This window comes from Curtobacterium sp. MCLR17_034, from assembly GCF_003234485.1.
Classification (GTDB): domain Bacteria; phylum Actinomycetota; class Actinomycetes; order Actinomycetales; family Microbacteriaceae; genus Curtobacterium; species Curtobacterium flaccumfaciens.
In genome coordinates, this window is sequence record NZ_QKTH01000025.1 from 16435 (window position 1) to 40462 (window position 24028).

The window sequence follows — 24028 nt, forward strand, 5'->3', positions numbered from 1 at the left end:
GTGACGGATGCACCGATCGGAGTCTTCGACAGCGGGGTCGGCGGCCTCACCGTGGCCCGCGCCATCATCGACCAGCTCCCGCGCGAGAGCATCCGGTACGTCGGCGACACCGTGCACTCGCCCTACGGCCCGAAGCCCATCGCCGACGTCCGCCGTTACGCGCTCGAGGTCATGGACGACCTGGTCGAGCAGGGCGTGAAGGCCCTGGTGATCGCGTGCAACACCGCCTCGTCCGCCGTGCTCCGTGACGCCCGCGAACGGTACGAGCAGGCGTACGGCATCCCCGTGGTCGAGGTCATCCAGCCCGCGGCCCGCGCCGCCGTCAAGCAGACCCGCACCGGCCGCATCGGGGTCATCGGCACCGTCGGCACCATCGCGTCGCGCGCCTACGAGGACGCCTTCGCGGTCGCCGCCGACGTCACGCTGACCACCGCCGCGTGCCCCCGGTTCGTCGAGTTCGTCGAGGCCGGGGACACCTCGTCGCCGTCGCTGCGCGAGATCGCGGCCGGCTACCTCGACCCGATCCGTGCCGCCGACGTCGACACCCTCGTGCTCGGCTGCACCCACTACCCGCTCATGTCCGCCGCGATCCAGTTCGTCATGGGTCCGGAGGTCACGCTCGTCTCCAGCGCCGAGGAGACCGCGAACGACGTCTACCGCCGGCTCGTGGAGCACGGGCTCGAGCGCACCGCGACCACCGCCCCGACCTACTCGTTCGAGGCGACGGGCGACGACAAGAACGGCTTCATCCGGCTCGCCCGGCGCTTCCTCGGTCCCGAGGTCTCGAGCGTCGGCCACCTCCAGACGGGGGCCATCACGCTGCCCCGCACCGAAAGGACCCCATGACCGACAACCTCCGCGTCGACGGCCGCACCGCCACCGACCACCGTCCCGTCACCATCGAGCGGGGGTGGAGCACGCAGGCCGAGGGCAGCGCGCTCATCTCCTTCGGCAACACCAAGGTGCTCTGCACCGCGTCCTTCACCAACGGCGTGCCCCGCTGGCTCGCCGGCAAGGGCACCGGCTGGGTCACCGCCGAGTACTCGATGCTGCCGCGGTCGACGAACGAGCGCATGCAGCGCGAGTCCATCAAGGGCAAGGTCGGCGGCCGCACCCACGAGATCTCCCGCCTCATCGGCCGTTCGCTCCGCGCGGTCGTCGACACGAAGGCCCTGGGTGAGAACACCCTGGTCATCGACTGCGACGTGCTGCAGGCCGACGGCGGCACCCGCACGGCGTCGATCACCGGCGCGTACGTGGCGATGGCCGACGCGATCGAGTGGGGCCGTGCCAAGGGCTTCATCGCGAAGAAGGCCACCCCGCTCACCGACAGCGTGCAGGCGATCTCGGTCGGCATCGTCAAAGGGGAGCCGATGCTCGACCTCGCCTACACCGAGGACTCCGCTGCGGACACCGACATGAACATCGTCACGACGGGGTCGGGCAAGTTCATCGAGGTGCAGGGCACCGCCGAGCACGCGCCGTTCGACCGGGACGAGCTGAACGTCCTGCTCGACCTCGGCCTGGCCGGCAACCAGTCGCTCGCGGCGATCCAGCGTTCGGTCCTGGGTCTGGCGTGACGTCCCGCGAGGTGGTGCTGGCCACCCACAACCAGGGCAAGGTCGTCGAGCTGCGCGAGATCCTCGGGTCGGCGCTGGGCGAGGGTGTCGAACTCGTCGGGTACGACGGCCCCGAGCCGGTCGAGGACGGCGACAGCTACGCCGCGAACGCCCTGATCAAGGCGCGTGCCGCCGTCGCGCACACGGGGCTGCCGGCGCTCGCCGACGACTCCGGGATCGCCGTCGACGCCCTCGGCGGGGCACCGGGCATCCACTCGGCCCGCTACGCCGGTACCCGCTCGGACGCGGACAACATCGCGCTGCTGCTCACGAACCTGCAGGGTGTCGTCGAGCGGACCGCCGCGTTCGTGTGCGCTGCCGCCTTCGTGACGCCCGACGGTCAGGAGCACGTCGTCGAGGCGGTCTGGAACGGCGAGGTGCTGACCGAACCCGTCGGTGACGGCGGCCACGGCTACGACCCGGTGTTCCGGCCGGACGACGCCGACCGCTCGTCGGCGGAGCTCACCCGCGATGAGAAGAACGCCCTGTCGCACCGCAGCAAGGCGTTCCGGGGCATCGCGCCGATCGTGCGGGAGCACTTCGGCGTCTGAGCGCCCGCGCTCGTTCCGTCCCGCACGACCGAAGTCGCCCCGAACCACGTGATCACGTGGTTCGGGGCGACTTCGGTCGTGCAGGGCGCTAGAGCGTCGGGTCGACGGTCGGGGCCGTGGTGGCCTCGGCCTCGTTCGTGTGCTTCGCCTTGCGGGCGTTGCGCAGGTACGTCAGCGCCATCGGCACGACGGTCACGACGACCGCGGCGAGCAGGATGATGTCGATGTACTCGCGGACGATGTGCGCCACGAACGGGATGTGCCCGATGAAGTACCCGAGGAACGTCACGCCGACGCCCCAGACCACGGCACCGATCGCGTTGTAGAGCGAGTACTTCTTGTAGTCCATCCGGCCGACGCCCGCGGCGATCGGGGCGAAGGTGCGGACGACCGGCACGAAGCGCGCCAGGATCACGGCGAGCGGGCCGAAGCGGTGGAAGAACGCGTTGGTGCGCTCGACGTTCGCCTTCGAGAAGAGCCCGCTGTCCTTCCGCTCGAAGATCGGGGGCCCGGCCTTCTTGCCGATGTAGTACCCGAGCTCGCCGCCGAGGAACGCGGCGGCGCCGATCATCAGCGCCGCGACCCAGATCGGGATGCCGCCGATCTCGCCACCGCGGTCGAAGGCGAACAGGCCGGTAATGACCAGCAGGCTGTCGCCCGGGAAGATGAAGCCGATGAGCAGACCGGTCTCGGCGAACACGATCGCGCAGACCACGAGCACGGCGATGGCCCCGAAGTGGTCGAGGATGTACTGCGGATCGAGCCACGGGATCAGGGCGAGTGCGACGGAGTGCATGGTTCTTCCGGTCGTGGAGCGGGAGTCACGGGGAGGACTCCCGCGGGATGAGGGTACCGCCCGGAAGTGACCGGGCCATCCCTCGCAGGGTTGACCTGCACGAGGCGTGCGGATGACCGCAACGGTGCGCCTGGGGGGACTCGGTGCGGAAGGAGGGACTCGAACCCTCACGCCTGGGGCACAGGAACCTAAATCCTGCGTGTCTACCGATTCCACCACTCCCGCGAGCAGCGGCAGTCTACCGAGCGCGGCGTGCGGGGCGGACGTGCGCCGGGCCTCCAGGCCGTGGGACGCACCGTGCGCGGGACGTGACCCGGTGCGAGCTCGGCGGCTGGGTGCGGCGCTGTGGGTGTGCACGGTGCGGTCAACCGCGCACGGAGCGGAGGAGCGCGCACGGTGCGCCAGCGCGGCAGCGCGTCAGCGCAGCGGGCGCGGCAGGTACCGGGGCACGTACCGGAGCAGGATGCCCGCGCCGACCAGGCCGAGCACGCCCATCACCCCGCTCGCGACGGCGATGGACGCGACGGCGGTCACGCCGGAGATGAGGAGCGGCGCGGCCGCCGACCCGAAGTCGCCGGTGAACCGCCACGCCCCCAGGAACGGTGCCGGGGCGTCGCGCGGTGCGAGGTCCGCGCCGAGCGTCATGAGGATGCCGGAACCGACCCCGTTCGCCAGGGACATGCCCATCGCGATCGCGACGAACCAGCCGACCCGGGCGTCCAGGTGGCCGCTCCAGGCGAGGAGGAAGTAGCTGATGCTCAGGCCGAGCATGCAGGGCAGGGCGCTCGCGAGCCGTCCCCACCGGTCCATGATCTGCCCGCTCGTGTAGAACAGCGCGAAGTCGACGGCTCCGGCGATGCCGATCACGAGGGCCGCGGTCGAGTCGTCGAGACCGACGCTCACCGCCCAGAGCGGCAGGATCACCTGCCGTCCGGCGCGCATCGCACCGATCAGGCCGGCGCCGCTGCCGAGCCGCAGCAGGACCGCCGCGTTCGCGCGGATGGTGCGGAAGAGGCCCTGCGCCTCCTGCTGGACGAACTGCGCGCCGGTGTCGGCGGGCGGTTCGGTCGCGTGGTCGCTCGCGTCCGTCGCGTGGTCGGCCGACGGCCGGGAGGCCCGTGGCGGCAACCGCAGGCCGCGTGTGCCCGTCGCGGGGTCGCGCAGCACCAGGAGCACGGTCGCCGCCGCCAGGCAGCAGACGACGTGGATCCAGAAGGCGCTGCTGGTGGTGCCGGTCAGGTGGATGACGCCGGCGGCGATGAACGGGCCGACGAAGTAGCCGAAGCGGAAGACGCCGCCGAGGCTCGACAGTGCCCGGGCCCGGATCCGCAGGGGGATCGCGGTGGTCATGTAGGCGTGCCGGGCGAGGGCGAACACCGCGGTGGAGACACCGACCAGGAACACCCCGAGCGCCAGGACCCAGGCGTTCGCGGCCGTCGTGGCGACCACGAGCCCGACCACCGACACGAGCGCAGCGCCGATCATGGCGTTCCGCTCGCCGATGCGGGCGACGACGATGCCGGACGGCACGTCGCCGATGAGCTCGCCGACCAGGATGAGCGAGGCGACGAAGCCCGCGAAGGCCAGGCTGGCACCGAGCGAGTCGGCCGCGATCGGGATGATCGGGATGATCGCGCCCTCGCCGATCGCGAAGAGCGCAGCGGGCAGGAACCCGGACAGCAGGACGGACCGGAAGTCGAATGAGTCGTTCCCCGTCGTGGCCATCGCCCGACCAACGGTACGCCAGCGGTACCGCTTCGTCGGCGGGTTACCCTGGACGCATGCGTGTTCTTGCGGCGATGAGCGGTGGTGTCGACTCGGCGGTGGCCGCAGCCCGGGCGGTCGACGCCGGCCACGACGTGGTGGGTGTGCACCTGGCCCTGAGCCGGATGCCCGGCACCCTGCGCACCGGCAGCCGTGGGTGCTGCACCATCGAGGACTCGATGGACGCCCAGCGCGCCGCGTCGGCCCTCGGGATCCCGTACTACGTGTGGGACTTCTCGGCCCGGTTCAAGGAGGACGTCGTCGACGACTTCGTGGCCGAGTACCAGGCCGGCCGCACCCCGAACCCCTGCATGCGCTGCAACGAGCGGATCAAGTTCGCGGCGCTGCTCGAGAAGGCACTCGCCCTGGGGTTCGACGCCGTCGCGACCGGGCACTACGCCTCGATCGTCACCGGTCCGGACGGCTCCCGCGAGCTGCACCGGTCGGCCGCGTGGGCGAAGGACCAGTCGTACGTGCTCGGGGTCCTGACCGCCGAGCAGCTGCAGCACGCGATGTTCCCGCTCGGCGCGACGCCGTCGAAGGACGAGGTCCGGGCCGAGGCCGCCGAGCGCGGGCTGACGGTCGCCCAGAAGCCGGACTCGTACGACATCTGCTTCATCCCGGACGGCGACACCCGCGGCTGGCTGGCGGACCGCGTCGGCACCGCCCCCGGCGAGGTCGTCGAGCGTGACGGCACGGTCGTCGGCTCGCACGAGGGCGCCACCGGCTACACCGTCGGACAGCGCCGCGGCCTGGCCCTCGGTCGCCCGGCACCGGACGGCAAGCCCCGGTTCGTGCTCGAGATCCGCCCGAAGGACAACACCGTCGTCGTCGGCCCGAAGGAGGCCCTCGCCGTCACCTCGATGTCCGGCTCACGGTTCACCTGGGCGGGCACGGCCCCGGCCGACCCCGCGACGCCGTTCGCCTGCGACGTGCAGATCCGCGCGCACGCCGACCCGGTGCCCGCGACGGCCCGGGTGCAGGACGACGTGCTCGTGATCGACGTCGACGAGCCGCTGCACGGGGTCGCTCCCGGGCAGACGGCTGTGGTCTACGTCGGCACACGGGTGCTCGGCCAGTGCACGATCGACACCACGGTCAGCGCCGTCCCCGTCGACGCCTGACCCCGCCGCTCCCGGGGCACACGCTCGCTGCACGCCGCGTCGGTGGTGCACGGTAGAACTGATGCCATGAGCGAGACCGACGCGACGTTCGAGACCATCGACCCCGACGGGCTCGACGCCGCCCAGGCCGCGCGCGAGGTCGACCGGTTGCGCGCCCGCGTCACCGAGCTACGGCATGACTACTACGAGGGCAACGCCTCGCCCCTGTCGGACGCCGACTACGACGCCCTGGTGCACCGCCTCGACGCGATCGAGCGGCGGTTCCCGGAACTCCTGACGCCCGACAGCCCCACGCAGACCGTGGGCGGGCAGGCGCAGACGACGCAGTTCGCACCGGTCGAGCACGCCGAGCGCATGCTCTCGCTCGACAACGTCTTCAGCCCCGACGAGCTCACCGAGTGGGCCCTCAAGGTGCAGCGGGACGCCGGTGCCGAGCGGGTGCGGTTCCTGACCGAGCTGAAGATCGACGGCCTGGCCATCAACCTGCGGTACGAGCACGGTCGGCTCGTCTCCGCCGCCACCCGCGGTGACGGCGTGGTCGGCGAGGACGTCACCGGCAACGTCCGCACGATGGGCACGATCCCGGACCGCCTGTCCGGCACCGGTCACCCGCCCCTGGTCGAGGTCCGGGGCGAGATCTTCTTCCCGGTCGCCGAGTTCGACGAGCTCAACGCCAACCAGCGCGAGGCGGGGGAGCGCGTGTTCGCCAACCCGCGCAACGCCGCCGCCGGGTCCCTCCGCCAGAAGGAAGAGGGCAAGTCCGAGGCGAAGCGGGCACTGATGGTCGACCGGCTGCGGCGTCTGCGGATGCTCGTGCACGGCATCGGGGCGTGGCCCGTCCGTGAACTCGAGCAGGGCACCGACGTCCGCAGCCAGTCCGAGGTGTACGAGCTGCTGCAGACCTGGGGCCTCCCGACGAGCAGCCACTACCGGGTGTTCGACACCATCGACGAGGTCAACGGCTTCGTCCGGACCACGGGGGAGCGCCGTTCGTCGGTCGAACACCAGATCGACGGCGTCGTCGTGAAGGTCGACGACCTCGCCCTGCACGAGGAACTCGGGTCGACGTCACGGGCGCCGCGGTGGGCGATCGCCTACAAGTACCCGCCCGAAGAAGTGCACACGACGCTCACCGACATCGTGGTCAGCGTCGGCCGCACGGGCCGTGCCACCCCGTTCGCGGTGATGGCCCCGGCCGAGGTCGCCGGGTCCGTCGTCCGCCAGGCCACGCTGCACAACCAGCAGGTCGTCAAGGCGAAGGGCGTGCTGATCGGCGACACGGTCGTGCTGCGGAAGGCCGGCGACGTCATCCCCGAGGTGCTCGGCCCGGTGGTCGAGCTCCGTGACGGCTCCGAGCGCGAGTTCGTGATGCCGACCAACTGCCCCGAGTGCGGCACCGAGCTCGCCCCCGCGAAGGAAGGCGACATCGACCTGCGCTGCCCGAACGCGAAGAGCTGCCCGGCGCAGGTGCGCGGTCGGGTCGAGCACATCGCTTCGCGCGGGTCGCTCGACATCGAGGGGCTCGGCGAGGTCGCGGCCGCGGCGCTCACGCAGCCCCGTCGCCCGGAGACCCCGCCGCTCGTCACCGAGGCCGGACTGTTCGACCTGACGATGCAGGACATCGTCCCGATCGAGGTCATCGTCCGCGACGCCGAGACCGGCATGGAGAAGGTCGACGACGACGGCACCCCGAAGCGCGTCACGCCGTTCAGTCGGGCGCGCAAGAAGACCGACCCGCCGTTCGACCCCGAGGCACGCGGCGCCGACTACACCGGTGAGCCGAGCCGCTACCCGTCGAAGAACGCGTTCGAGATGCTCGCGAACATCGACGCGGCGAAGTCGAAGCCCCTGTGGCGGATCCTGGTCGGCCTGAGCATCCGCCACGTCGGACCCGTCGCCGCCCGGGCCCTGGCGAACCACTTCGGGTCCCTCGACGCGATCCGGTCGGCATCGCGCGAGGACCTCGCCGCCGTCGACGGGGTCGGCGGGATCATCGCCGACGCCCTGCTCGCCTGGTTCGATGTCGACTGGCACCGCGAGATCATCGACCGCTGGACCACGGCCGGCGTGCAGTTCACCACCCCGGGCCACCCCGGCCCGGGCAGCGCCGACGTCGAGGGCGGCGTGCTGAGCGGCGTCACCGTCGTCGCGACCGGGTCACTCGAGGGCTACACGCGCGAAGGTGCGCTGGAGGCGATCATCACCGCCGGTGGCAAGGCTGCCTCGAGCGTGAGCAAGAAGACCGACTTCGTGGCGGCCGGTCCGGGTGCCGGTTCGAAGCTCACGAAGGCCGAGCAGCTGGGCGTCCGGATCATCGACGCCGAGCAGTTCCACCTGCTCGTGACCGAGGGGCCCGCGGCGCTCGCCGAACCGGAAGCGCCCACGACCGAGGACTGAGGACCGACCGGGGCACACAGCACGCCCGGTCGCATCCGCTGAGCGCGGCGCGCCGTCGAACGCGCCCAGTTCGGGGGACAAGTTGCATCGCGCATGGATGATCCGCGGACATCTCCATAGACTCGACCGAGCATCACCCGTCGTCTGCAGGGGGACGTCGGGACGGCCTTCCCGGGGGAGACCCGAATGCTGCTCATCGCTGCGGCTCTGCTCACCGCCTCGGTGCACTCGCTCGGAGTGATCGAGGCCCCAGGCATGCCCCCGGCGCACCAGGTCACGGTCGCCAGCACCGCCACGACCCGCATCGTCCCGGTCGACGACGTGCTCTCGTCGGCGTCGGCGTCGGCGTCGGCGTCGGCGTCGGCTCCCGTGGCGGCACCGCTGGCTGCAGCGACGTCGTCCACGACAGCGGTGCGGGTCGACGACCTCGCCGCCGCGCACGGACGCGCCTTCGTCGAGGACCTCGGTGCGCTCGGTGCCGCAGACCTGCGGAGCGCGGCCACCGACCGCGGCGTCGTGGCGACGGTGCAGGACGACCCGCCGCCCGCGCAGACCGTCGCGCAGTGGTGGTCGCACCTGCCCGCCGACGAGCAGGACCGCCTCCTCGTGCACGCGCCCGCCCTGGTCGGGAACCTCGAGGGCGTGCCGTACGCGGTCCGTGACCAGGCCAACCGCGCGACGCTGACGTCCGCCCTCGCCGACGCCGACCTCGGAGCAGCCCGGGCCGCGATGCTCGGGCAGGTCCGGGACTCCCTGGTGCAGCAACCCGGCGACCCGCGGCGCTTCCTGGTGGCGCTCGACACCCGGGGGTCGGGCCGTGCCGCGATCAGCATCGGCGACCTCGACACCGCGGCCGACGTCACCGTCGTGGTGCCGGGCATGTTCTTCACGGTCACCGGGCAGATGACCGACTTCACGAACACCGCCAACGACCTGTCCCGTGAGCAGGCCACCCTGGCGCCGCTCGCCGCCGCGGGCAACGGGTCGGGAGCCGCCGTCGTCGCGTGGATGGGGTACCGCACGCCGGACCTGTCCAACATCCTGTCGCTCGGGCTCGCACGGACCGGGGCCGAGCGGCTCGAACGGACCGTCGCAGGGCTTCGCGTGATCCGGGCGGGCGACCAACCGCGCGTGAACATCGTCGCGCACTCGTACGGGTCGACCACGGCGATGACGGCCCTGGCGTCGGGGCGGATGACCGCCGACACCCTGACCGTGCTCGGGTCGCCGGGCAGCGACGTCCGGACGGCGGACGACCTCGCCGTCGCCACCGGGCAGGTCTTCGTCGGCGGTGCGCACAGCGACCCCATCGCGGGCTCCGGGTACTTCGGCACCGACCCGGGCGGGGCGTCGTTCGGGTCGACCGTGCTCGACCTGGCCGGGGGCGCCGATGCGCTGTCGGCCGGTGACGTGTTCCGCCGCCCCGTGGGCCACAACGACTACCTCAAGCCGGGCACGGCATCGCTGCACGACGTCGCCCTGATCGGCATCGGCCGCGGCGACCTGGTGCGCGAGCAGGTCCGACGCGGCAAGTCGGGTGGTGACGGCATCGTCGGCGCCTCGCCGGACATGTACCTCGTGCGCCCGCAGGACCTGCAGCCCCGTGACTGACCGGCCGTGACCGACGGACGGTGGGCGGCCGGCCCTGACCGACCCGGCGGACCCACCGGTCGTGGCGACGCGGTGGACGTGACCCGATCGTGACCGGCGTCCGACGTGGCGGAGTCGTTGCGGGCCTCCCGGCCGGATCGGTGCGCCCGCGCGGATCGCGACGCGTCCTCGGAACCGCCTGGGTGGCAACCTGAGCGCGACCGCAGCCTGCACTCGTTCCAGGGCAGAACCAGTACAGCCCTGCTGCCTACGGTGCCGTCATGCGTGTGGTGCGATGGCCTGGTGCTCTCCTGATGTTCGTGGTGATGTCCGTGCTCGCCGGCATGCTCGTCGCCGTCGCGGTGACCCCGGCGGTCGCCGTCGCGGGTGAGGGGACGTCCGGGGCGGTCTCGTTCTTCGAGGACCTGCCGACCTACCTCGACGTGCAGACCCCGCAGCAGGTGTCGTCCGTGTACGCGGAGCAGGGCGGGAAGCAGGTCAAGATCGCCTCGTTCTACGCCGAGAACCGCACGAACGTGACGGCCGACCAGATGGCGGACTCGCTCAAGCAGGCGGCGATCGACACCGAGGACCCGCGCTACTACGACGAGGGCGGCATCGACGTGCTCGGAACGCTCCGCGGGGTCGCCGCGACCGTCGTCGGCGGGGACGTGCAGGGCGGCTCGAGCATCACGCAGCAGTACGTCAAGAACGTCCTGGTGCAGCAGTGCGAGGAGCTCACGGGCAAGGACCAGGCCGCCACCGAGAAGAAGGTCGAAGCCTGCTACGAGGACGCGGCCGGCGTCACGCCGCAGCGCAAGCTGCAGGAGATGCGGTACGCGATCGCGGTGAACAAGAAGTACTCGAAGGACGAGATCCTGACCGGGTACCTCAACATCGTCGGGCTCGGCGGGCGGGTCTACGGGGCCGAGGCCGGGGCCGAGTACTACTTCGGCGTGCACGCGAAGGACCTGTCGCTCGTGCAGTCGGCCACGCTCGTCGCGATCCTCAACAACCCGTCGAACCTGCGCATCGACGTGCCGAGCGACAAGGACAACGGCAAGGCCAACGGGTACGAGCTGACGAAGGAGCGCCGCGACTACGTGCTCCGCCGGATGCAGGCGCACGGGTCGATCACGAAGGCACAGATGACGAAGGCGATCGCGACGCCGGTCACGCCGAAGATCACCGAGACCGCCAACGGGTGCTCGACCGCCGCGACGCACTACGACGCCGGGTACTTCTGCGACTACGTCCGCGACCAGGTGCTGCAGGACCCCGCGTTCGGCAAGACCGCGGCGGCACGCATCGCCACACTCGACACCAAGGGCCTGCAGATCCACACCTCGCTCGACCTCGACCTGCAGGGCCAGGCACAGTCCGCCCTGTCCACCTACGTGCCGGCCACGATGGCCGGCGTGGACGTCGGTGGCTCGAACGTCACCGTGGAGCCCGGCACCGGCCGGATCATGTCGATGGTCCAGAACACCACGTACACGCAGGGGGACAACGCCGCGGCCGGGGCCACGGCGGTGAACTACAGCGCCGACTCCGCGTACGGCAACTCCGGTGGGTTCCAGACCGGCTCGACCTACAAGGTGTTCACCCTGGCTGAGTGGCTCGCCAGCGGGCACACCCTGTCCGACTCGGTCACCACCTCGGAGCACCAGTTCGCGAACGCCGAGTTCACCAACAGCTGCCAGAACGTCGCGGGTGGCACCTGGAACGTCGCCAACGCCGAGAGCGTGCCGTCGTCGATGTCGGTCGAGGCGGCGACGGTCGAGTCGATCAACACGGCGTACGCCCAGATGGGCAAGCAGCTCGACCTGTGCAAGATCGCCCAGCTCGCGCAGTCGATGGGCATCCACCGCGCCGACGGCGGTGACCTGACGCAGACGCCGTCGTCGATCCTCGGCGTGAACGAGCTGTCGCCGATCGACCTGGCCGAGGCCTACGCGGGCTTCGCCAACGGCGGCATCGTGTGCACGCCCACCGCGATCGACTCGGTGACCGAGGCGGACGGCACGAAGATCACCCCGACGCCGTCGTCCTGCACGCAGGGCGTCTCGGCGGACGTCGCGGGCACGGTCGACTACGCGCTGCAGGGCGTGCTGTCCGGGTCGGGGACGGCCGCGAGCGCGAACCCTGGGGACAGCGTGGCGAAGTTCGCGAAGACCGGCACCACCGACGGCGACGTGCAGAACTGGCTGGTCGCGTCGTCGACGAAGTACACGAACGCCACCTGGGTCGGCAACGTGCAGGGGAGCGTGAGCCTGGCGAACTGGCCGTTCCTGCAGGGCACCACCGGGTACAGCGCGAAGTTCGGGGTCGGGAAGTCGATGATGGCGTACCTCGACCAGACCGTCGGCGGGGGAGCGCTGCCGGCGCCGAGCCAGGCGATGATCGGGCAGGCGAGCAAGTCGTCGTCATCGTCGTCTTCGTCTTCGTCGTCGTCGTCGGGGACTTCGTCCGGGCAGGGGACTGCGCAGGACGACCAGACGACGCCGACGGCTGCTCCGGCTGCACCCGCTGCCCCGGCTGCGCCGGCGCCCGCCGCCACGGTGGCCCCGGCGGCACCGGCGGCGGGGGACCAGAACGGGAAGTGACCGTCTGACCCCCTGGAGGCCCGGTGCCGGTCCGGCGGACCGGCACCGGGCCTCCAAGGGGTTGTCCACAGCCGCGCCTGCGCGCTCGACGCAGCCAATAGACTGTGGGGCATTCCACGAACCGATCGACGGAGCACCATGCCTGACATCACGAGCGAGCAGGTCGCACACCTGGCGAACCTCGCACGTATCGCACTCACGCCCGACGAGATCGAGAAGCTGACCGGGGAGCTGTCGCACATCGTCGAGAGCGTCGCCAAGGTCGCCGAGGTCGCGACCGACGACGTCCCGGCGACGAGCCACCCCGTGCCGCTCGGCAACGTCACCCGACCCGACGTGGTCGGCACGACGCTGACGCAGGAGCAGGCGCTCTCCGGGGCGCCCGACTCCGACGGCGAACGGTTCCGCGTGACCGCCATCCTCGGCGAAGAACAGTAGGGCGAAGAACAGTGACTGACGACATCACGAAGCTGAGCGCCGCGGCGCTCGCCGACGCCCTCGTGGCGCGCGACGTCTCGAGCGTCGAGGCCACCCAGGCCCACCTCGACCGGATCGCCGCCGTCGACGGCGACGTGCACGCGTTCCTGCACGTCAACCAGAACGCCCTGGCCGTGGCGAAGTCGATCGACTCCCGCCGCGCCGCGGGCGACGACCTCGGACCGCTCGCCGGTGTGCCGATCGCCGTCAAGGACGTCCTGTGCACGCAGGACATGCCCACGACCGCCGGGTCCAAGATCCTCGAGGGCTGGGTGCCGCCGTACGACGCCACCCCCGTCGCGAAGCTCCGCGCCGCCGGCCTCGTGCCGCTCGGCAAGACCAACATGGACGAGTTCGCGATGGGCTCGACCACCGAGTTCTCGGCCTACGGGCCGACTCGCAACCCGTGGGACCTCGACCGGATCCCCGGCGGGTCCGGCGGTGGTTCGGCCGCTGCGGTCGCCGCGCACGAAGCACCCTTCGCCCTCGGTTCGGACACGGGTGGCTCCATCCGTCAGCCGGGTGCGGTGACGGGCACGGTCGGTGTGAAGCCGACCTACGGCGGGGTGAGCCGCTACGGCGCCATCGCCCTGGCGTCCAGCCTCGACCAGATCGGCCCGGTGTCCCGCACCGTCCTCGACGCCGCGCTCCTGCACGACGTCATCGGCGGGCACGACCCGAAGGACTCCACGTCCATCCCGGACGCCTGGCCCTCGATGGCCGCCGCCGCACGCGAAGGGCTGCAGGCGGACACCCTCCGCGGCCTGCGCGTCGGCGTGGTGAAGGAACTCGCCGGGGGCGACGGGTTCCAGGCCGGGGTCACCCAGCGCTTCCAGGAGACGGTCGCGCTGCTCGAGTCGGCCGGCGCGGTCGTCGTCGAGATCGACGCCCCGTCGTTCGCGTACGCGATCAGCGCGTACTACCTGATCCTCCCGGCCGAGGCATCGTCGAACCTCGCCAAGTTCGACTCGGTGCGCTTCGGCCTCCGGGTCACACCCGAGAACGGTGCCACCGTCGAGGACGTCATGGCCGCCACGCGTGAAGCCGGCTTCGGGCCCGAGGTCAAGCGGCGCATCATCCTCGGCACCTACGCCCTGAGCGCCGGCTACTACGACGCCTACTACGGCTCGGCGCAGAAGGTCCGCACGCTCGTGCAGCGGGACTTCCAGGCCGCCTTCGAGCAGGTCGACCTGCTCGTCAGCCCGTCGGCCCCGACGACCGCGTTCCCGATCGGTGAGCGCATCGACGACCCGCTGGCGATGTACCTCAACGACCTCACCACGATCCCGGCGAACCTCGCCGGCGTTCCCGGCATGAGCATCCCGAACGGCCTCGCGCCCGAGGACGGCCTGCCCGTCGGTGTGCAGCTGATGGCGCCCCAGCGTGAGGACGCCCGGCTGTACCGCTACGGTGCCGCCCTCGAGCGTCTGCTCGAACAGCAGTGGGGCGCGCCGCTCATCGCGTCCGTCCCGGACCTCGACCAGAGTCAGCAGTCCGCTGCGCAGGAAGGTGTGATCTGATGGCGCAGAAGGACGCGCTGATGGACTTCGACGAGGCGCTCGAGCGCTACGAGCCGGTGCTCGGCTTCGAGGTCCACGTCGAACTCGCGACGAAGACCAAGATGTTCTCGGACGCCCCGAACTTCTTCGGCGGCGAACCCAACACGAACGTCACCCCGGTCGACCTCGGGCTGCCCGGGTCGCTGCCGGTCGTGAACGCACAGGCCGTGCGGTACTCGATCCAGCTCGGGCTCGCGCTCGGCTGCTCGATCGCCGAGTCCTCGCGGTTCGCCCGGAAGAACTACTTCTACCCGGACAACCCGAAGAACTACCAGGTCTCGCAGTACGACGAGCCCATCGCCTACGAGGGCGAGGTCGAGGTCGAGCTCGCCGACGGGACGATCTACAACATCCCGATCGAGCGCGCCCACATGGAAGAGGACGCCGGCAAGCTGACGCACGTCGGTGGTGCCACCGGCCGGATCCAGGGCGCCGAGTACTCGCTCGTCGACTACAACCGCGCCGGTGTGCCCCTGGTCGAGATCGTCACGAAGCCGATCTTCGGCGCTGAGCACCGTGCCCCCGAGCTCGGAGCCGCCTACGTGCAGGTCATCCGCGACCTCGTCCGGGCGCTCGGTGTCTCCGAAGCCCGCATGGAGCGCGGCAACCTGCGGTGCGACGCGAACATCTCGCTGCGCCCTCGCGGGCAGGAGAAGCTCGGCACCCGCACCGAGACCAAGAACGTCAACTCGTTCCGCGCCGTCGAGCGTGCGATCCGCTACGAGATCCAGCGTCAGGCCGCGATCCTCGCCGCCGGTGGCACGATCACGCAGGAGACCCGCCACTGGCACGAGGACACCGGTCGTACGTCGGCCGGTCGACCGAAGTCGGACGCCGACGACTACCGGTACTTCCCGGAGCCCGACCTGCTGCCCGTCGTGCCGGACCCCGCCGTCATCGCGGAGCTCCGTGCCTCGCTGCCCGAGGCCCCCGTCGCACGCCGCCGTCGCCTGAAGGGTGACTGGGGCTTCGCCGACCTGGAGTTCCAGGACGTCGTGAACGGCGGGCTGCTCGACGAGGTCGAGGGCACCGTCGCCGCCGGCGCCGCACCCCAGGCTGCCCGCAAGTGGTGGACCGGCGAGATCAGCCGCGTCGCCAACGCGCAGGACGCCGCCCCCGGTGACCTGGTGTCGCCGAAGCACGTCGCCGAGGTCATCGCGCTCGTCGAGTCCGGCGACCTGACCGACCGCCTGGCACGCCAGGTGCTCGAGGGTGTCATCGCGGGCGAGGGCTCGCCGGCGCAGGTCGTCGAGGCCCGTGGGCTCAAGGTCGTCTCGGACGACTCCGCCCTGACGGCCGCGGTCGACGAAGCACTCGCGGCGCAGCCCGACGTGCTGGCGAAGATCCAGGACGGCAAGGTCCAGGCAGCCGGCGCGATCATCGGTGCGGTCATGAAAGCCATGAAGGGCCAGGCCGACGCCGCCCGCGTGCGGGAACTCGTGCTGGAGCGCGCACAGCAGTCGTAGGCAGTCCCACCACGGAGGGCACGGCACCGGTCGGTGCCGTGCCCTCCGTGGGTCCCGGTCGCCGTGGGCATCCTGGGGACACGTCAGCGATCGGGTGACAGGATGAGTCGTGTCCGCAACGATCCGCGCCATCGGAACCGCCGTCCCCGAGACGACCCTCGACCAGCCCCGGGTGCGTGACCTGTTCTCCGCCCAACCCGACCTCGGGCGGCTCGGCAAACGGCTCGTCCCCGCCGCGTTCGACGGGTCTGCGGTCGACCAGCGGCACACCGTCCTCGAGGAACTCGACTCCGCGCGTGCCGGTGGTGCGTTCCGTGACGACGACGGCACCCTGCGCTCGCCGTCCACCGGTTCGCGCAACGACCGGTACCGCGAACTCGCACCGCCGCTGTTCGTCGCCGCCGCCCGCGACGCCGTGGAACGTGCCGGCATCGCGCCGGAGGCCGTCACACACCTGGTGACCGTGTCGTGCACCGGGTTCACGCAGCCCGGGCCCGACATCGACGTCGTCGAGCAGCTCGGGCTCCCCGGTGGCGTCTTCCGGCACCACATCGGCTTCATGGGGTGCTGCGCCGCGTTCCCCGCGCTCCGGATCGCCGCGGCGTTCGTCGACCAGGACCCGGACGCCGTCGTGCTCGTGGTCTGCGGCGAACTCTGCACCCTGCACGTCCGCGCCTCGAACGACCCCGACCAGATCGTCGCGAACAGCGTCTTCGGCGACGGTGCGGCCGCCGCGGTGGTCGCCCGCGACGGAGCCGGTCTGCGCTTCGACGACTTCACGACGGCCGTGGTGCCCGAAGGGGCGTCCGAGATGGCGTGGAACATCGGGGACGAGGGCTTCGAGATGGTCCTGTCCACCGCCGTGCCGAAGCTCGTCGGCCTGCACGTCCCGAGCGCCGTGCAACCGCTTCTCGACGGCGGGCCGGCGTCGGACGTGCCGGTGTGGGCGGTGCACCCGGGCGGCCGGGCCATCCTCGACCGCACGCAGGAGTCGCTCGGCCTGCCCGACAGCGCCATGGAGTCGAGCCGGCGGGTGCTGCGCGAACACGGGAACATGTCGAGCGCCACCGTGCTCTTCGTGCTGCGGGACGCCGTCGACGCCGGCCTCGAGGACGGCAGCGCCGTCGTCGCGCTCGCCTTCGGCCCCGGCCTCACCGTCGAGAGCGCGCGGCTCACCGCGGTGCAGACCGAGGCGTCGCCCGCGGCAGAACCCGCGAAGTCGCCCGCGGCGGAACCCGCGGCAGAACCCACTGTCGCACCCGCCCGCGTGCCCGTCGCGACCACGGGCGCGGCGTGAGCCGTCAGGGCGGCGGCACCACGGGCCTCCCGGCCGTCGACCTGCGCACCCGCGCGCTCGACCTGACCGAACTGATGGACGACCCGGACTGCGACCCGCGTGCGCTCGCGCGCACCTTCCGGCGCTTCGCCGTCGTGAATGCGCTCGTGAGCGGCTGGCGCGCGGCCTGGCGGTCCCACGTCGTGCCGGCCCTGCCTGCCAGCGGCCGCGGCCGGGTGCTCGACCTGGGGTGCGGCGGCGGCGACCTGGCCCGCTCGCTGGTGCGCTGGGCGGCGAGCGACGGATTCGACCTCGAGGTCGTCGGGGTCGACCCGGACGAACGTGCCATCGCCGCGGCACGGCGGTCGTCCCCGACCGGCGTGACGTTCCGGCAGCAGTCGAGCCGTGACCTCGTCGCGGCGGGTGAGCGGTTCGACGTCGTCGTGTCGAACCACGTGCTGCACCACCTGGGCGACGAGGAACGGCGGGGGTTCCTGGCTGACTCCGAACTGCTCGCGAGCGGGCGCAGCCTGCACTCGGACATCCGTCGGTCGCCGGCGGCCTACCGGGCGTACGCGCTGGCGTCACCGCTCGTGGCGGCGGGGACGTTCATCCGCGTCGACGGCCTGCGGTCGATCCGCCGGAGCTTCACGGTGCCCGAACTCCGCGACGTGCTGCCCGGCGGGTGGCGGGCCGAGGCGGCCGCGCCGCACCGGGTGTTGGCGATCCGCGACGCGTGAGCGGGCGGGCCGCCGGTTGTCGACTCGACCAGACGACGGACGGGAGGCCCGTGGCGACGCCGCCACGGGCCTCCCGTCCGTCTGCCGGTGCGTCCACGACGCGCGCCGCTACGGGCGCAGCAGCACCTTGATGGCCCGGCGCTCGTCCATCGCGCGGTAGGCCTCGGCGGCCTCGTCGAGCGGCAGTTCGAGGTCGAAGACGCGACCGGGGTCGATCGCGCCGGACAGCACGTCGGGGAGCAGCTCGGGGATGTACTTCCGGGCCGGGGCCATGCCGCCCGCGATGGCGATGTTCGTGTCGAACAGGTAGCGCGTGCCGATGGTCGGCACCCCGTGCGGGACCCCGACGAAACCGACGTTGCCGCCGGGGCGGACCGAGTGCAGCGCCTGGTCCATGCTCTCCTCGGTGCCGACGGCCTCCACGGCGCAGTCGGCCAGGTCGCCGCCGAGCAGCGCGCGGACCGCCGCGACTCCCTCGTCGCCGCGCTCCGCCACGATGTCGGTGGCACCGAACTCGCGAGCGAGCGCCTGACGGTCGGCGTGCCGGCTCATCGCGATGATGCGGTCCGCACCGAGCCGCTTCGAGGCGAGCACGGCGGACAGGCCGACCGCGCCGTCGCCGACCACGACGACGGTCTTGCCGGGGCCGACCGCTGCCGACACGGCGGCGTGGTGGCCGGTCGAGAAGACGTCGGACAGGGTGAGCAGCGACGGCACCAGGGTCGGGTCGACCGGGCCGGGGACCGCGACGAGCGTGGCGTCGGCGTCCGGGATCCGCACGTACTCGGCCTGTGCGCCGCCGACGGGGTCGCCGTACGCGTCCGTGCTGCCGAACCCGGACAGGTGGTCGCAGCCGGTGGTCATGCCGTTGCGGCAGGCCTGGCAGGTGCCGTCGTTCATGGTGAAGGGGGAGATGACGAAGTCGCCTTCGTGCAGGCCGGTGACGTCGTCACCGACGGCGACGACCTCGCCGACGAGCTCGTGCCCGATCGGCCGGGGCTGCTTCGTCTCGGTGACGCCGCGGTAGGGCCAGAGGTCCGATCCGCAGACACAGGCCGCGAGGACCTTGACGACGACGTCCTTGCCGGACAGGAGCCCGGGTCGGTCGCGCTCCTCGACGCGGATGTCGTTCGGGGCGTGGATGATCGCTGCGCGCACGGGCGGGCCTTCCGTCGAGATGATGGGGAACCGGCGCGGTCGACGTCGTCCGGGCCGTCGTCGACAGTACCCTCGTGCGGGTGGACGACGACCGGTACGGCGGCGATGTGCTCTCGGGGGACTGGCGCTCGCGCGGGGTGAAGAAGGTGCGGCAGGTGCCGCTCGAACGGGACATGGTGCTCGAGGACCCGGACTCCGGGTGGGCCGGTGCCGTGGTGGGGCTCGAGGCGGGCAACATCGCGCTCGAGGACTGGAAGGGCCGCACGCGCTCCTTCCCCTTCACCGGGCAGTTCCTGCTCGAGGGTGAGCTGGTGACGCTGGGGCGGCCGTCGGCGCCGGTCGGGCGGTCGGCCGGGGGCGCTGGTGCTGCTGGTTCCGCTGGCCGTGCGGGTACCGCTGGTTCCGTCGGTTCCGTCCATGCGGACTGGAGGCCCGGGGGCGCGCCCGCCGTGCGGCAGGCGTCCGACGGCGGTCGCCTCCGCACCGCGTCCGGATCGTTCGCCGTGGAGTCGCAGCGTGCTCGGGTGGCGCTCCCCAGCCGCATCATGGTCGAGGGCAAGCACGACGCGGAACTCGTCGAGAAGGTCTGGGGCGCCGACCTGCGCGTCGAGGGCGTCGTGGTCGAGGAACTCTCCGGCGTCGACAACCTGGCCGCCGTGCTCGACGAGTTCCAGCCGACGCGGGAGCGCCGGGTCGGGGTCCTGGTCGACCACCTGGTGCCCGGGTCGAAGGAGTCCCGCTTCGCCGACGCCGTGATGCGTGGCAAGTGGGGCGCGCACGTGCTCGTCGTCGGGCACCCGTTCGTCGACGTCTGGCAGTCGGTGAAGCCTGCTCGGGTCGGGCTGCGGGCGTGGCCGACGATCCCGCGCTCGATCGAGTGGAAGGCGGGCATCTGCCAGGCGCTCGGCTGGCCGCACGCCGAGCAGGCAGACATCGCCAGGGCATGGCAGCGGATCCTCGGGCAGGTGCGCACCTTCGCCGACCTCGAGCCGGAGCTGCTCGGCCGTGTCGAGGAGCTGATCGACTTCGTGACGGAACCACAGGCCTGAGAACCGGCGGATTGCCCGACCGGCGCGGTGTGCCGGGGGTGATCCGCGCCTCCAGGCCTACTGTTGAGGGATGGACGGCATCGACGGTCGCGTGCGGGGCGCGGTCGACCTGTGGCTGCGCTGGCTGCCGCGCTGGCAGATCGGGACCGCCCGCCCGCGCACGCGCATCTGCCGGAAGTGCACCGGGTCCCCGATCGCCGCGGCCGCGGGGTTCGGACCCGACGTGCCGCACGCCGTCCAGCACGCGCTGATCGGGCGGATCTCGACCATCGTCGAGGACGCCGTCGACGACTACACGGCGAAGAACCTGCCGCTGCTGCAGCGCGAACTGGAGCGGGCGGCGGCCCGGAAGCGGCACGCGGGGTACCAGCCGGCCGAGGGGTTGTCGCCGGAGTTCCAGGGCCTCGACGTGGACCCCGAGCCGTCGCCGGGGTCGCCGTTCCTGTTCACCCTCGGCGAGCTGGCCGGCACCGGTGCGGGGGAGCAGACGCCGCGCGAGCCGCTGTCCGACGAGGCGAAGGCTGCGCTCCGGCACGAGATCGCGCTGTCCGACGAGTGTGCGCGGTCGACCGGTACCGCGGTGTGCCTGGCGCTCATCGACCACCGGCCGCGGATCGCCGAGGCGGTCGAACGCCTGGTGGAGCCGCAGATCGAGGCGCTGGTGTCGGACATGTTCCGCGGGTTCGACGGGCCCGAGGACGGGCCGCGCAGCGGGTTGTTCTAGGCGCGGGCAGCTGCGCGGGTGCGGGTGCGCGTGTGCGGTTGTGGGTGCGGTTGTGGCTGCGGCCGTGGGTCGAAGCCGCACGGTGCTGTCTGTGTCGGCCCGTGCGAGGTTGACCGCTTGGTGCACGCTTGTAGCGCCGCTCCGAGCCACCACGGTGGCACCGCTCGACGGACCTCGCACCGTGCGTGCTTCTCGAGCCTCGCACGGCATCACGAATCGTGCGCGGTTTGAGCGACCTCGCACCGTGCGCCAGGCCCGGAGCCTGCACGGGTTGAGTCGACGCGCACCGTGCGAGGTCGGCGGGTCGGCGGGTCAGGGGATCGGCGTCAGCGGGGGAGCAGGGTGCGGCCGGGGATCACGGTGCCGCGCAGTGAGCGGTGCTCGACCGGGCGCGTGGGGTCGTCGATGCGGCCGATGACGAGGTCGATGGCCTCGCGGCCGATGCGCTCGATCGGTTGCTCGAGTGTCGTGAAGCCGATCCAGTCGCTCGCCAGCGGGTAGACGCCGTCGAACCCGGTGACTGAGAGGTCGTGCGGGACCTCGACACCGCGGCGGGCGAGCGCCTCGCACACGTCGAGCATGAGCCGGTCGGTCGGGCACATCACCGCGGTCACGCCCGACTCCTGCACGGCGTCCACCAGGTCGGCGGCGAGGTCGTCGGGTGGCCGCACGAAGCTCGCGTCGATGTCGATCACCCGGACGCCTCGTGCTCGGAGCCGCTCGAGCATCGCCGACGATCGCGCGTGCTGCGTGATCGCGTTGTCGAGCGGGACGGTGAACACCACGGCCGTGGTGTGGCCGGCATCGGCGACGGCGTCCGCGATGGAAGCCCCACCGTCGACCTCGTCGCAGTAGACGCTCGAGAGCGCCGGGTGCAGCTCGGGCCGACCCGCGACGACGGTGGCGATGCGGGGCGCGAACTCGGCGATGTCGGCGGACGGCATCAGGCCGCTGCACACGACGAGCCCGTCGACGCGCATGGACACGAGTGCGGCGAGGGCGGACTTCTCGTCCTCGACCCGACCGACGCCCGTCGTGGTGACGACGCGGTAGCCGAGCTCCGATGCGCGGCGCTCCATCACGGCGTGCAGTGCGGTGTAGACCATCGACGATGCATCCCGGACGAGCATCCCGATCGTGTTCGTCCGCCCGCTGACCAGCCCGCGAGCCATCGCGTTCGCGACGTACCCGAGCTCGGCTGCCGCGCGTTCGACGCGCTCGCGGGTCTCGTCCGAGAACCGTCCGGTCCCGGAGAGCACCCGGCTCACCGCCGACTTCGAGACCCCCGCACGTGCGGCGACGTCGAGGATCGTCGGTTGGGAACCGCGGCTGCCGTTCACGCGTCGGACGCTGCGGCGTCCCGTCGCGACCGCGACGCGGTGAACCGGAGCACACCGCGGGCGATCGCGCGCCAGCCGAGCAGGAACACCCCGAGCACGATGGTCGCGACGATGACGAACGAGATCGGCAGCGGGTTGCCGTCGACGTCCCCCTGCCCGGTGGCGACGCGGATGGCCAGACCGACGAAGACCGTGAGGACCCAGACCACGACACCGGTCGGCCAGAAGCGCAGCGGTCGAGCCCAGGCACCGCTCGTCACGTACCCGATCGCCCAACCGGCCAGGAACGGGTAGGCGGTGGTCCAGAGCGCCAGCGCCGTGTTGGCCTCACCGTGCGACGAGCGCCCGATGAGCGCGAAGACGACGATGAGGACGACGTCGATGACGGCTGCGAGCCAACCCCAGGTGCGTGCGTTCACCCGCTCATTCTCGCAGGCCCCGGGCTGCTCGCTCATTCCTCCACAAGGTGGTCGACGGGGCTGGTCCTCCACAGCACTCCCATGCGGTGCTGCTCTGAAGGCGGAGGATCCGGAGCATCACGAGTATGTCGATGAACCTCAAGCTCGCACCGGTCCCCGAAGTCCTCACGTTCCGAACCTCCGCCCAGCGCCCCGACGAGTCCGATGTCATCAGACGTCGGGCCGCTGCGGGCGAGCTCACACGGGTAGCACGCGGACTGTACGCGGAGTCTGCGGGATGGGCCGCGCTCCGCCCAAGTGAGCAGCACCACGTCCGGCTGCGCTCGTTCGCCGACCGGATCCGCCCCGGAGACCTGATCTCACACGTCTCCGCCGCCGTCGTCTTCGGTGTGCCCCTGCTCACCCCACCACCGACACGGATCCACGTGACCTCACGCGGTGCCGACCGGCGCACCACGAACGCGACCTTCGTGGTGCACGCCGACCTCGACGCCGAACGGAACGAGCGTCCGGTCGCCACGCCCGACGGGTTGCTGTTGTGCGGACTCGATCGGCTGGCGACCGACCTCGCACTCACACTGCCGTTCACCGACGCAGTCGTGTCCCTCGATGCGCTCCTCCGTCGCGAGGTCGAGCGCGAAGACGTCCGGTCGGCGATCGAGCGGCGCGGGCAGAAGGGACGACGTCGCGCGCTCCGGGCGATCGGGTTCGCCGATGCCGCATCGGACTCACCGGGGGAGTCGTACGCACGAGCGCGGTTCGACCAGTTCGGGACACCACCGCCGGTCCTCCAGCACCGCTTCCGAGCGCCCGGCGAGCCGGACATCGTCGTGGACTTCTGGTTCCCGGACGCCGGGGTCGTGGTCGAGTTCGACGGAGCCGTGAAGTACCGGAGCAGTGCGTACCTGCGGGGACGGACGCCGGAGGAAGCGCTGTTCGACGAGAAGATCCGAGAAGACCGACTCCGCACGTTCCCCGAGGTACGAACCGTGGTGCGGCTCACCTGGTCGGACCTGCGCAACGAGTGGGTCTTCCGCGCGAAGCTCCGCCAGGCCGGAGTCCGCATGTCGCGCTGAGGAGTGTCAGCCACGCACCGTGCGAGTTTGTTCGGCCTCTTGCCGGTGCGCACGGTGCGCGGTTCGTCGCCCACCGTCGACCTGGCTGCTCGGTGCGGGGTCGTCGGCAGCGAACGGGGCCGCGCACCGTGCATCCTTCGCCGGTCGGGGGCGAGCAGCCCGCTCCGTGCAGGGTTGTAACCGGGCACGAAGCGGTCAACCTCGCACGGGGCGGCGGAACTCGCACCGTGCGCCGTCACCGCATCGGACGCGCAGCACCGCGCCCGCGCCCGCCGCCCCTGTCTCTTATACACATCT

At 71.7% G+C, this 24028-nt stretch carries 20 protein-coding genes and 1 tRNA gene; 15 read left to right on the plus strand and 6 right to left on the minus strand.

Going from position 1 to position 24028, the window contains the following annotated elements:
* From murI to rdgB, 3 genes are read left to right on the plus strand one after another with little or no spacing between them, the layout of a single operon-like run.
* Nucleotides 1–846, plus strand: coding sequence for a glutamate racemase (gene murI, locus DEI98_RS17290; RefSeq protein WP_027464600.1), 846 nt, complete (start codon nt 1–3; stop codon nt 844–846).
* On the plus strand, nt 843–1580 hold the full coding sequence (gene rph / locus DEI98_RS17295; RefSeq protein ID WP_027464601.1) for a ribonuclease PH: 738 nt from the start codon (nt 843–845) through the stop codon (nt 1578–1580). The genes murI and rph overlap by 4 nt, the downstream gene beginning before the upstream one ends.
* Nucleotides 1577–2170 carry an RdgB/HAM1 family non-canonical purine NTP pyrophosphatase gene (rdgB, locus tag DEI98_RS17300; RefSeq protein WP_027464602.1) on the plus strand — a complete coding sequence of 198 codons (594 nt, stop codon included), beginning with the start codon at nt 1577–1579 and terminating at the stop codon, nt 2168–2170. Before rph ends, rdgB begins: the two co-directional genes overlap by 4 nt.
* 88 nt (nt 2171–2258) lie before the next feature.
* Here rdgB and DEI98_RS17305 read toward each other — a convergent pair whose 3' ends face one another.
* The 3 genes from DEI98_RS17305 to DEI98_RS17315 all read right to left on the minus strand — a co-directional run bounded on the left by DEI98_RS17305 (nt 2259) and on the right by DEI98_RS17315 (nt 4691).
* A complete protein-coding gene (locus DEI98_RS17305; RefSeq protein WP_027464603.1) occupies nt 2259–2966 on the minus strand; it encodes a DedA family protein in 708 nt (235 codons plus the stop codon).
* 144 nt (nt 2967–3110) lie between these two features.
* Nucleotides 3111–3191: transfer RNA gene (locus tag DEI98_RS17310), tRNA-Leu, on the minus strand.
* Between the two features lie 192 nt (nt 3192–3383).
* Nucleotides 3384–4691 (minus strand): MFS transporter, encoded by a 1308-nt coding sequence (locus DEI98_RS17315; protein ID WP_071405133.1) that lies wholly within the window; start codon nt 4689–4691, stop codon nt 3384–3386.
* A gap of 56 nt (nt 4692–4747) precedes the next feature.
* Between DEI98_RS17315 and mnmA the strand changes: the two genes are divergently transcribed.
* The 9 genes from mnmA (at nt 4748) to DEI98_RS17360 (ending at nt 17965) form a co-directional block, all read left to right on the plus strand.
* The gene (gene mnmA / locus DEI98_RS17320) at nt 4748–5854 is read left to right on the plus strand and encodes a tRNA 2-thiouridine(34) synthase MnmA (RefSeq protein ID WP_031259645.1); all 1107 of its coding nucleotides are present in this window, start codon (nt 4748–4750) and stop codon (nt 5852–5854) included.
* A gap of 66 nt (nt 5855–5920) precedes the next feature.
* Nucleotides 5921–8251 carry an NAD-dependent DNA ligase LigA gene (gene ligA, locus DEI98_RS17325; RefSeq protein ID WP_111101451.1) on the plus strand — a complete coding sequence of 777 codons (2331 nt, stop codon included), beginning with the start codon at nt 5921–5923 and terminating at the stop codon, nt 8249–8251.
* 186 nt (nt 8252–8437) lie between these two features.
* Entirely contained in the window at nt 8438–9862 is a 1425-nt protein-coding gene (locus DEI98_RS17330) for an alpha/beta hydrolase (protein WP_111101452.1), read from the plus strand.
* Nucleotides 9863–10122: 260 nt separating this feature from the next.
* Nucleotides 10123–12447, plus strand: coding sequence for a transglycosylase domain-containing protein (locus tag DEI98_RS17335; RefSeq protein ID WP_111101453.1), 2325 nt, complete (start codon nt 10123–10125; stop codon nt 12445–12447).
* A gap of 138 nt (nt 12448–12585) precedes the next feature.
* The gene (gene gatC / locus DEI98_RS17340) at nt 12586–12885 is read left to right on the plus strand and encodes an Asp-tRNA(Asn)/Glu-tRNA(Gln) amidotransferase subunit GatC (protein WP_017887005.1); all 300 of its coding nucleotides are present in this window, start codon (nt 12586–12588) and stop codon (nt 12883–12885) included.
* 11 nt (nt 12886–12896) lie between these two features.
* A complete protein-coding gene (gene gatA / locus DEI98_RS17345) occupies nt 12897–14444 on the plus strand; it encodes an Asp-tRNA(Asn)/Glu-tRNA(Gln) amidotransferase subunit GatA (RefSeq protein ID WP_111022649.1) in 1548 nt (515 codons plus the stop codon).
* Nucleotides 14444–15949 (plus strand): Asp-tRNA(Asn)/Glu-tRNA(Gln) amidotransferase subunit GatB, encoded by a 1506-nt coding sequence (gene gatB, locus DEI98_RS17350; RefSeq protein WP_035807593.1) that lies wholly within the window; start codon nt 14444–14446, stop codon nt 15947–15949. Before gatA ends, gatB begins: the two co-directional genes overlap by 1 nt.
* A 109-nt stretch (nt 15950–16058) precedes the next feature.
* Entirely contained in the window at nt 16059–17246 is a 1188-nt protein-coding gene (locus DEI98_RS17355; RefSeq protein ID WP_111101454.1) for a type III polyketide synthase, read from the plus strand.
* Nucleotides 17243–17965 carry a methyltransferase domain-containing protein gene (locus tag DEI98_RS17360; RefSeq protein WP_111101455.1) on the plus strand — a complete coding sequence of 241 codons (723 nt, stop codon included), beginning with the start codon at nt 17243–17245 and terminating at the stop codon, nt 17963–17965. Before DEI98_RS17355 ends, DEI98_RS17360 begins: the two co-directional genes overlap by 4 nt.
* 108 nt (nt 17966–18073) lie before the next feature.
* On the opposite strand, the gene DEI98_RS17365 is transcribed toward DEI98_RS17360, so the two are convergent.
* Nucleotides 18074–19123, minus strand: coding sequence for a zinc-dependent alcohol dehydrogenase family protein (locus tag DEI98_RS17365; RefSeq protein WP_111101456.1), 1050 nt, complete (start codon nt 19121–19123; stop codon nt 18074–18076).
* An 80-nt stretch (nt 19124–19203) separates the two neighbouring features.
* On the opposite strand from DEI98_RS17365, the gene DEI98_RS17370 reads away from it, so the two are divergent.
* Both DEI98_RS17370 and DEI98_RS17375 read left to right on the plus strand, forming a co-directional pair.
* Nucleotides 19204–20172: a DUF3097 domain-containing protein gene (locus tag DEI98_RS17370; protein WP_111101457.1), complete on the plus strand. Its 969-nt coding sequence runs from the start codon at nt 19204–19206 to the stop codon at nt 20170–20172.
* A gap of 70 nt (nt 20173–20242) precedes the next feature.
* The gene (locus DEI98_RS17375; RefSeq protein ID WP_017886998.1) at nt 20243–20896 is read left to right on the plus strand and encodes a hypothetical protein; all 654 of its coding nucleotides are present in this window, start codon (nt 20243–20245) and stop codon (nt 20894–20896) included.
* A gap of 326 nt (nt 20897–21222) precedes the next feature.
* Here the strand turns inward: DEI98_RS17375 and DEI98_RS17380 are convergent, their stop codons facing one another.
* The gene (locus tag DEI98_RS17380) at nt 21223–22236 is read right to left on the minus strand and encodes a LacI family DNA-binding transcriptional regulator (protein ID WP_111101458.1); all 1014 of its coding nucleotides are present in this window, start codon (nt 22234–22236) and stop codon (nt 21223–21225) included.
* Nucleotides 22233–22655: a DUF3054 domain-containing protein gene (locus tag DEI98_RS17385; RefSeq protein WP_258367055.1), complete on the minus strand. Its 423-nt coding sequence runs from the start codon at nt 22653–22655 to the stop codon at nt 22233–22235. The genes DEI98_RS17380 and DEI98_RS17385 overlap by 4 nt, the downstream gene beginning before the upstream one ends.
* Before the next feature lie 125 nt (nt 22656–22780).
* Here DEI98_RS17385 and DEI98_RS17390 point away from each other — a divergent pair, with 125 nt between their 5' ends.
* Nucleotides 22781–23731, plus strand: a complete 951-nt coding sequence (locus DEI98_RS17390; RefSeq protein ID WP_110864480.1) for a hypothetical protein — start codon at nt 22781–22783, stop codon at nt 23729–23731.
* Nucleotides 23732–24028 lie beyond the last annotated feature (297 nt).

Coding starts and splice junctions, on each gene's coding strand:
- DEI98_RS17390 (WP_110864480.1), top strand. CDS start 22,781: ATGTCGATGAACCTCAAGCTCGCACCGGTCCCCGAAGTCCTCACGTTC.
- DEI98_RS17335 (WP_111101453.1), top strand. CDS start 10,123: ATGCGTGTGGTGCGATGGCCTGGTGCTCTCCTGATGTTCGTGGTGATG.
- rph (WP_027464601.1), top strand. CDS start 843: ATGACCGACAACCTCCGCGTCGACGGCCGCACCGCCACCGACCACCGT.
- mnmA (WP_031259645.1), top strand. CDS start 4,748: ATGCGTGTTCTTGCGGCGATGAGCGGTGGTGTCGACTCGGCGGTGGCC.
- DEI98_RS17315 (WP_071405133.1), bottom strand. CDS start 4,691: ATGGCCACGACGGGGAACGACTCATTCGACTTCCGGTCCGTCCTGCTG.
- DEI98_RS17375 (WP_017886998.1), top strand. CDS start 20,243: ATGGACGGCATCGACGGTCGCGTGCGGGGCGCGGTCGACCTGTGGCTG.
- DEI98_RS17330 (WP_111101452.1), top strand. CDS start 8,438: ATGCTGCTCATCGCTGCGGCTCTGCTCACCGCCTCGGTGCACTCGCTC.
- gatB (WP_035807593.1), top strand. CDS start 14,444: ATGGCGCAGAAGGACGCGCTGATGGACTTCGACGAGGCGCTCGAGCGC.
- ligA (WP_111101451.1), top strand. CDS start 5,921: ATGAGCGAGACCGACGCGACGTTCGAGACCATCGACCCCGACGGGCTC.
- DEI98_RS17305 (WP_027464603.1), bottom strand. CDS start 2,966: ATGCACTCCGTCGCACTCGCCCTGATCCCGTGGCTCGATCCGCAGTAC.
- gatC (WP_017887005.1), top strand. CDS start 12,586: ATGCCTGACATCACGAGCGAGCAGGTCGCACACCTGGCGAACCTCGCA.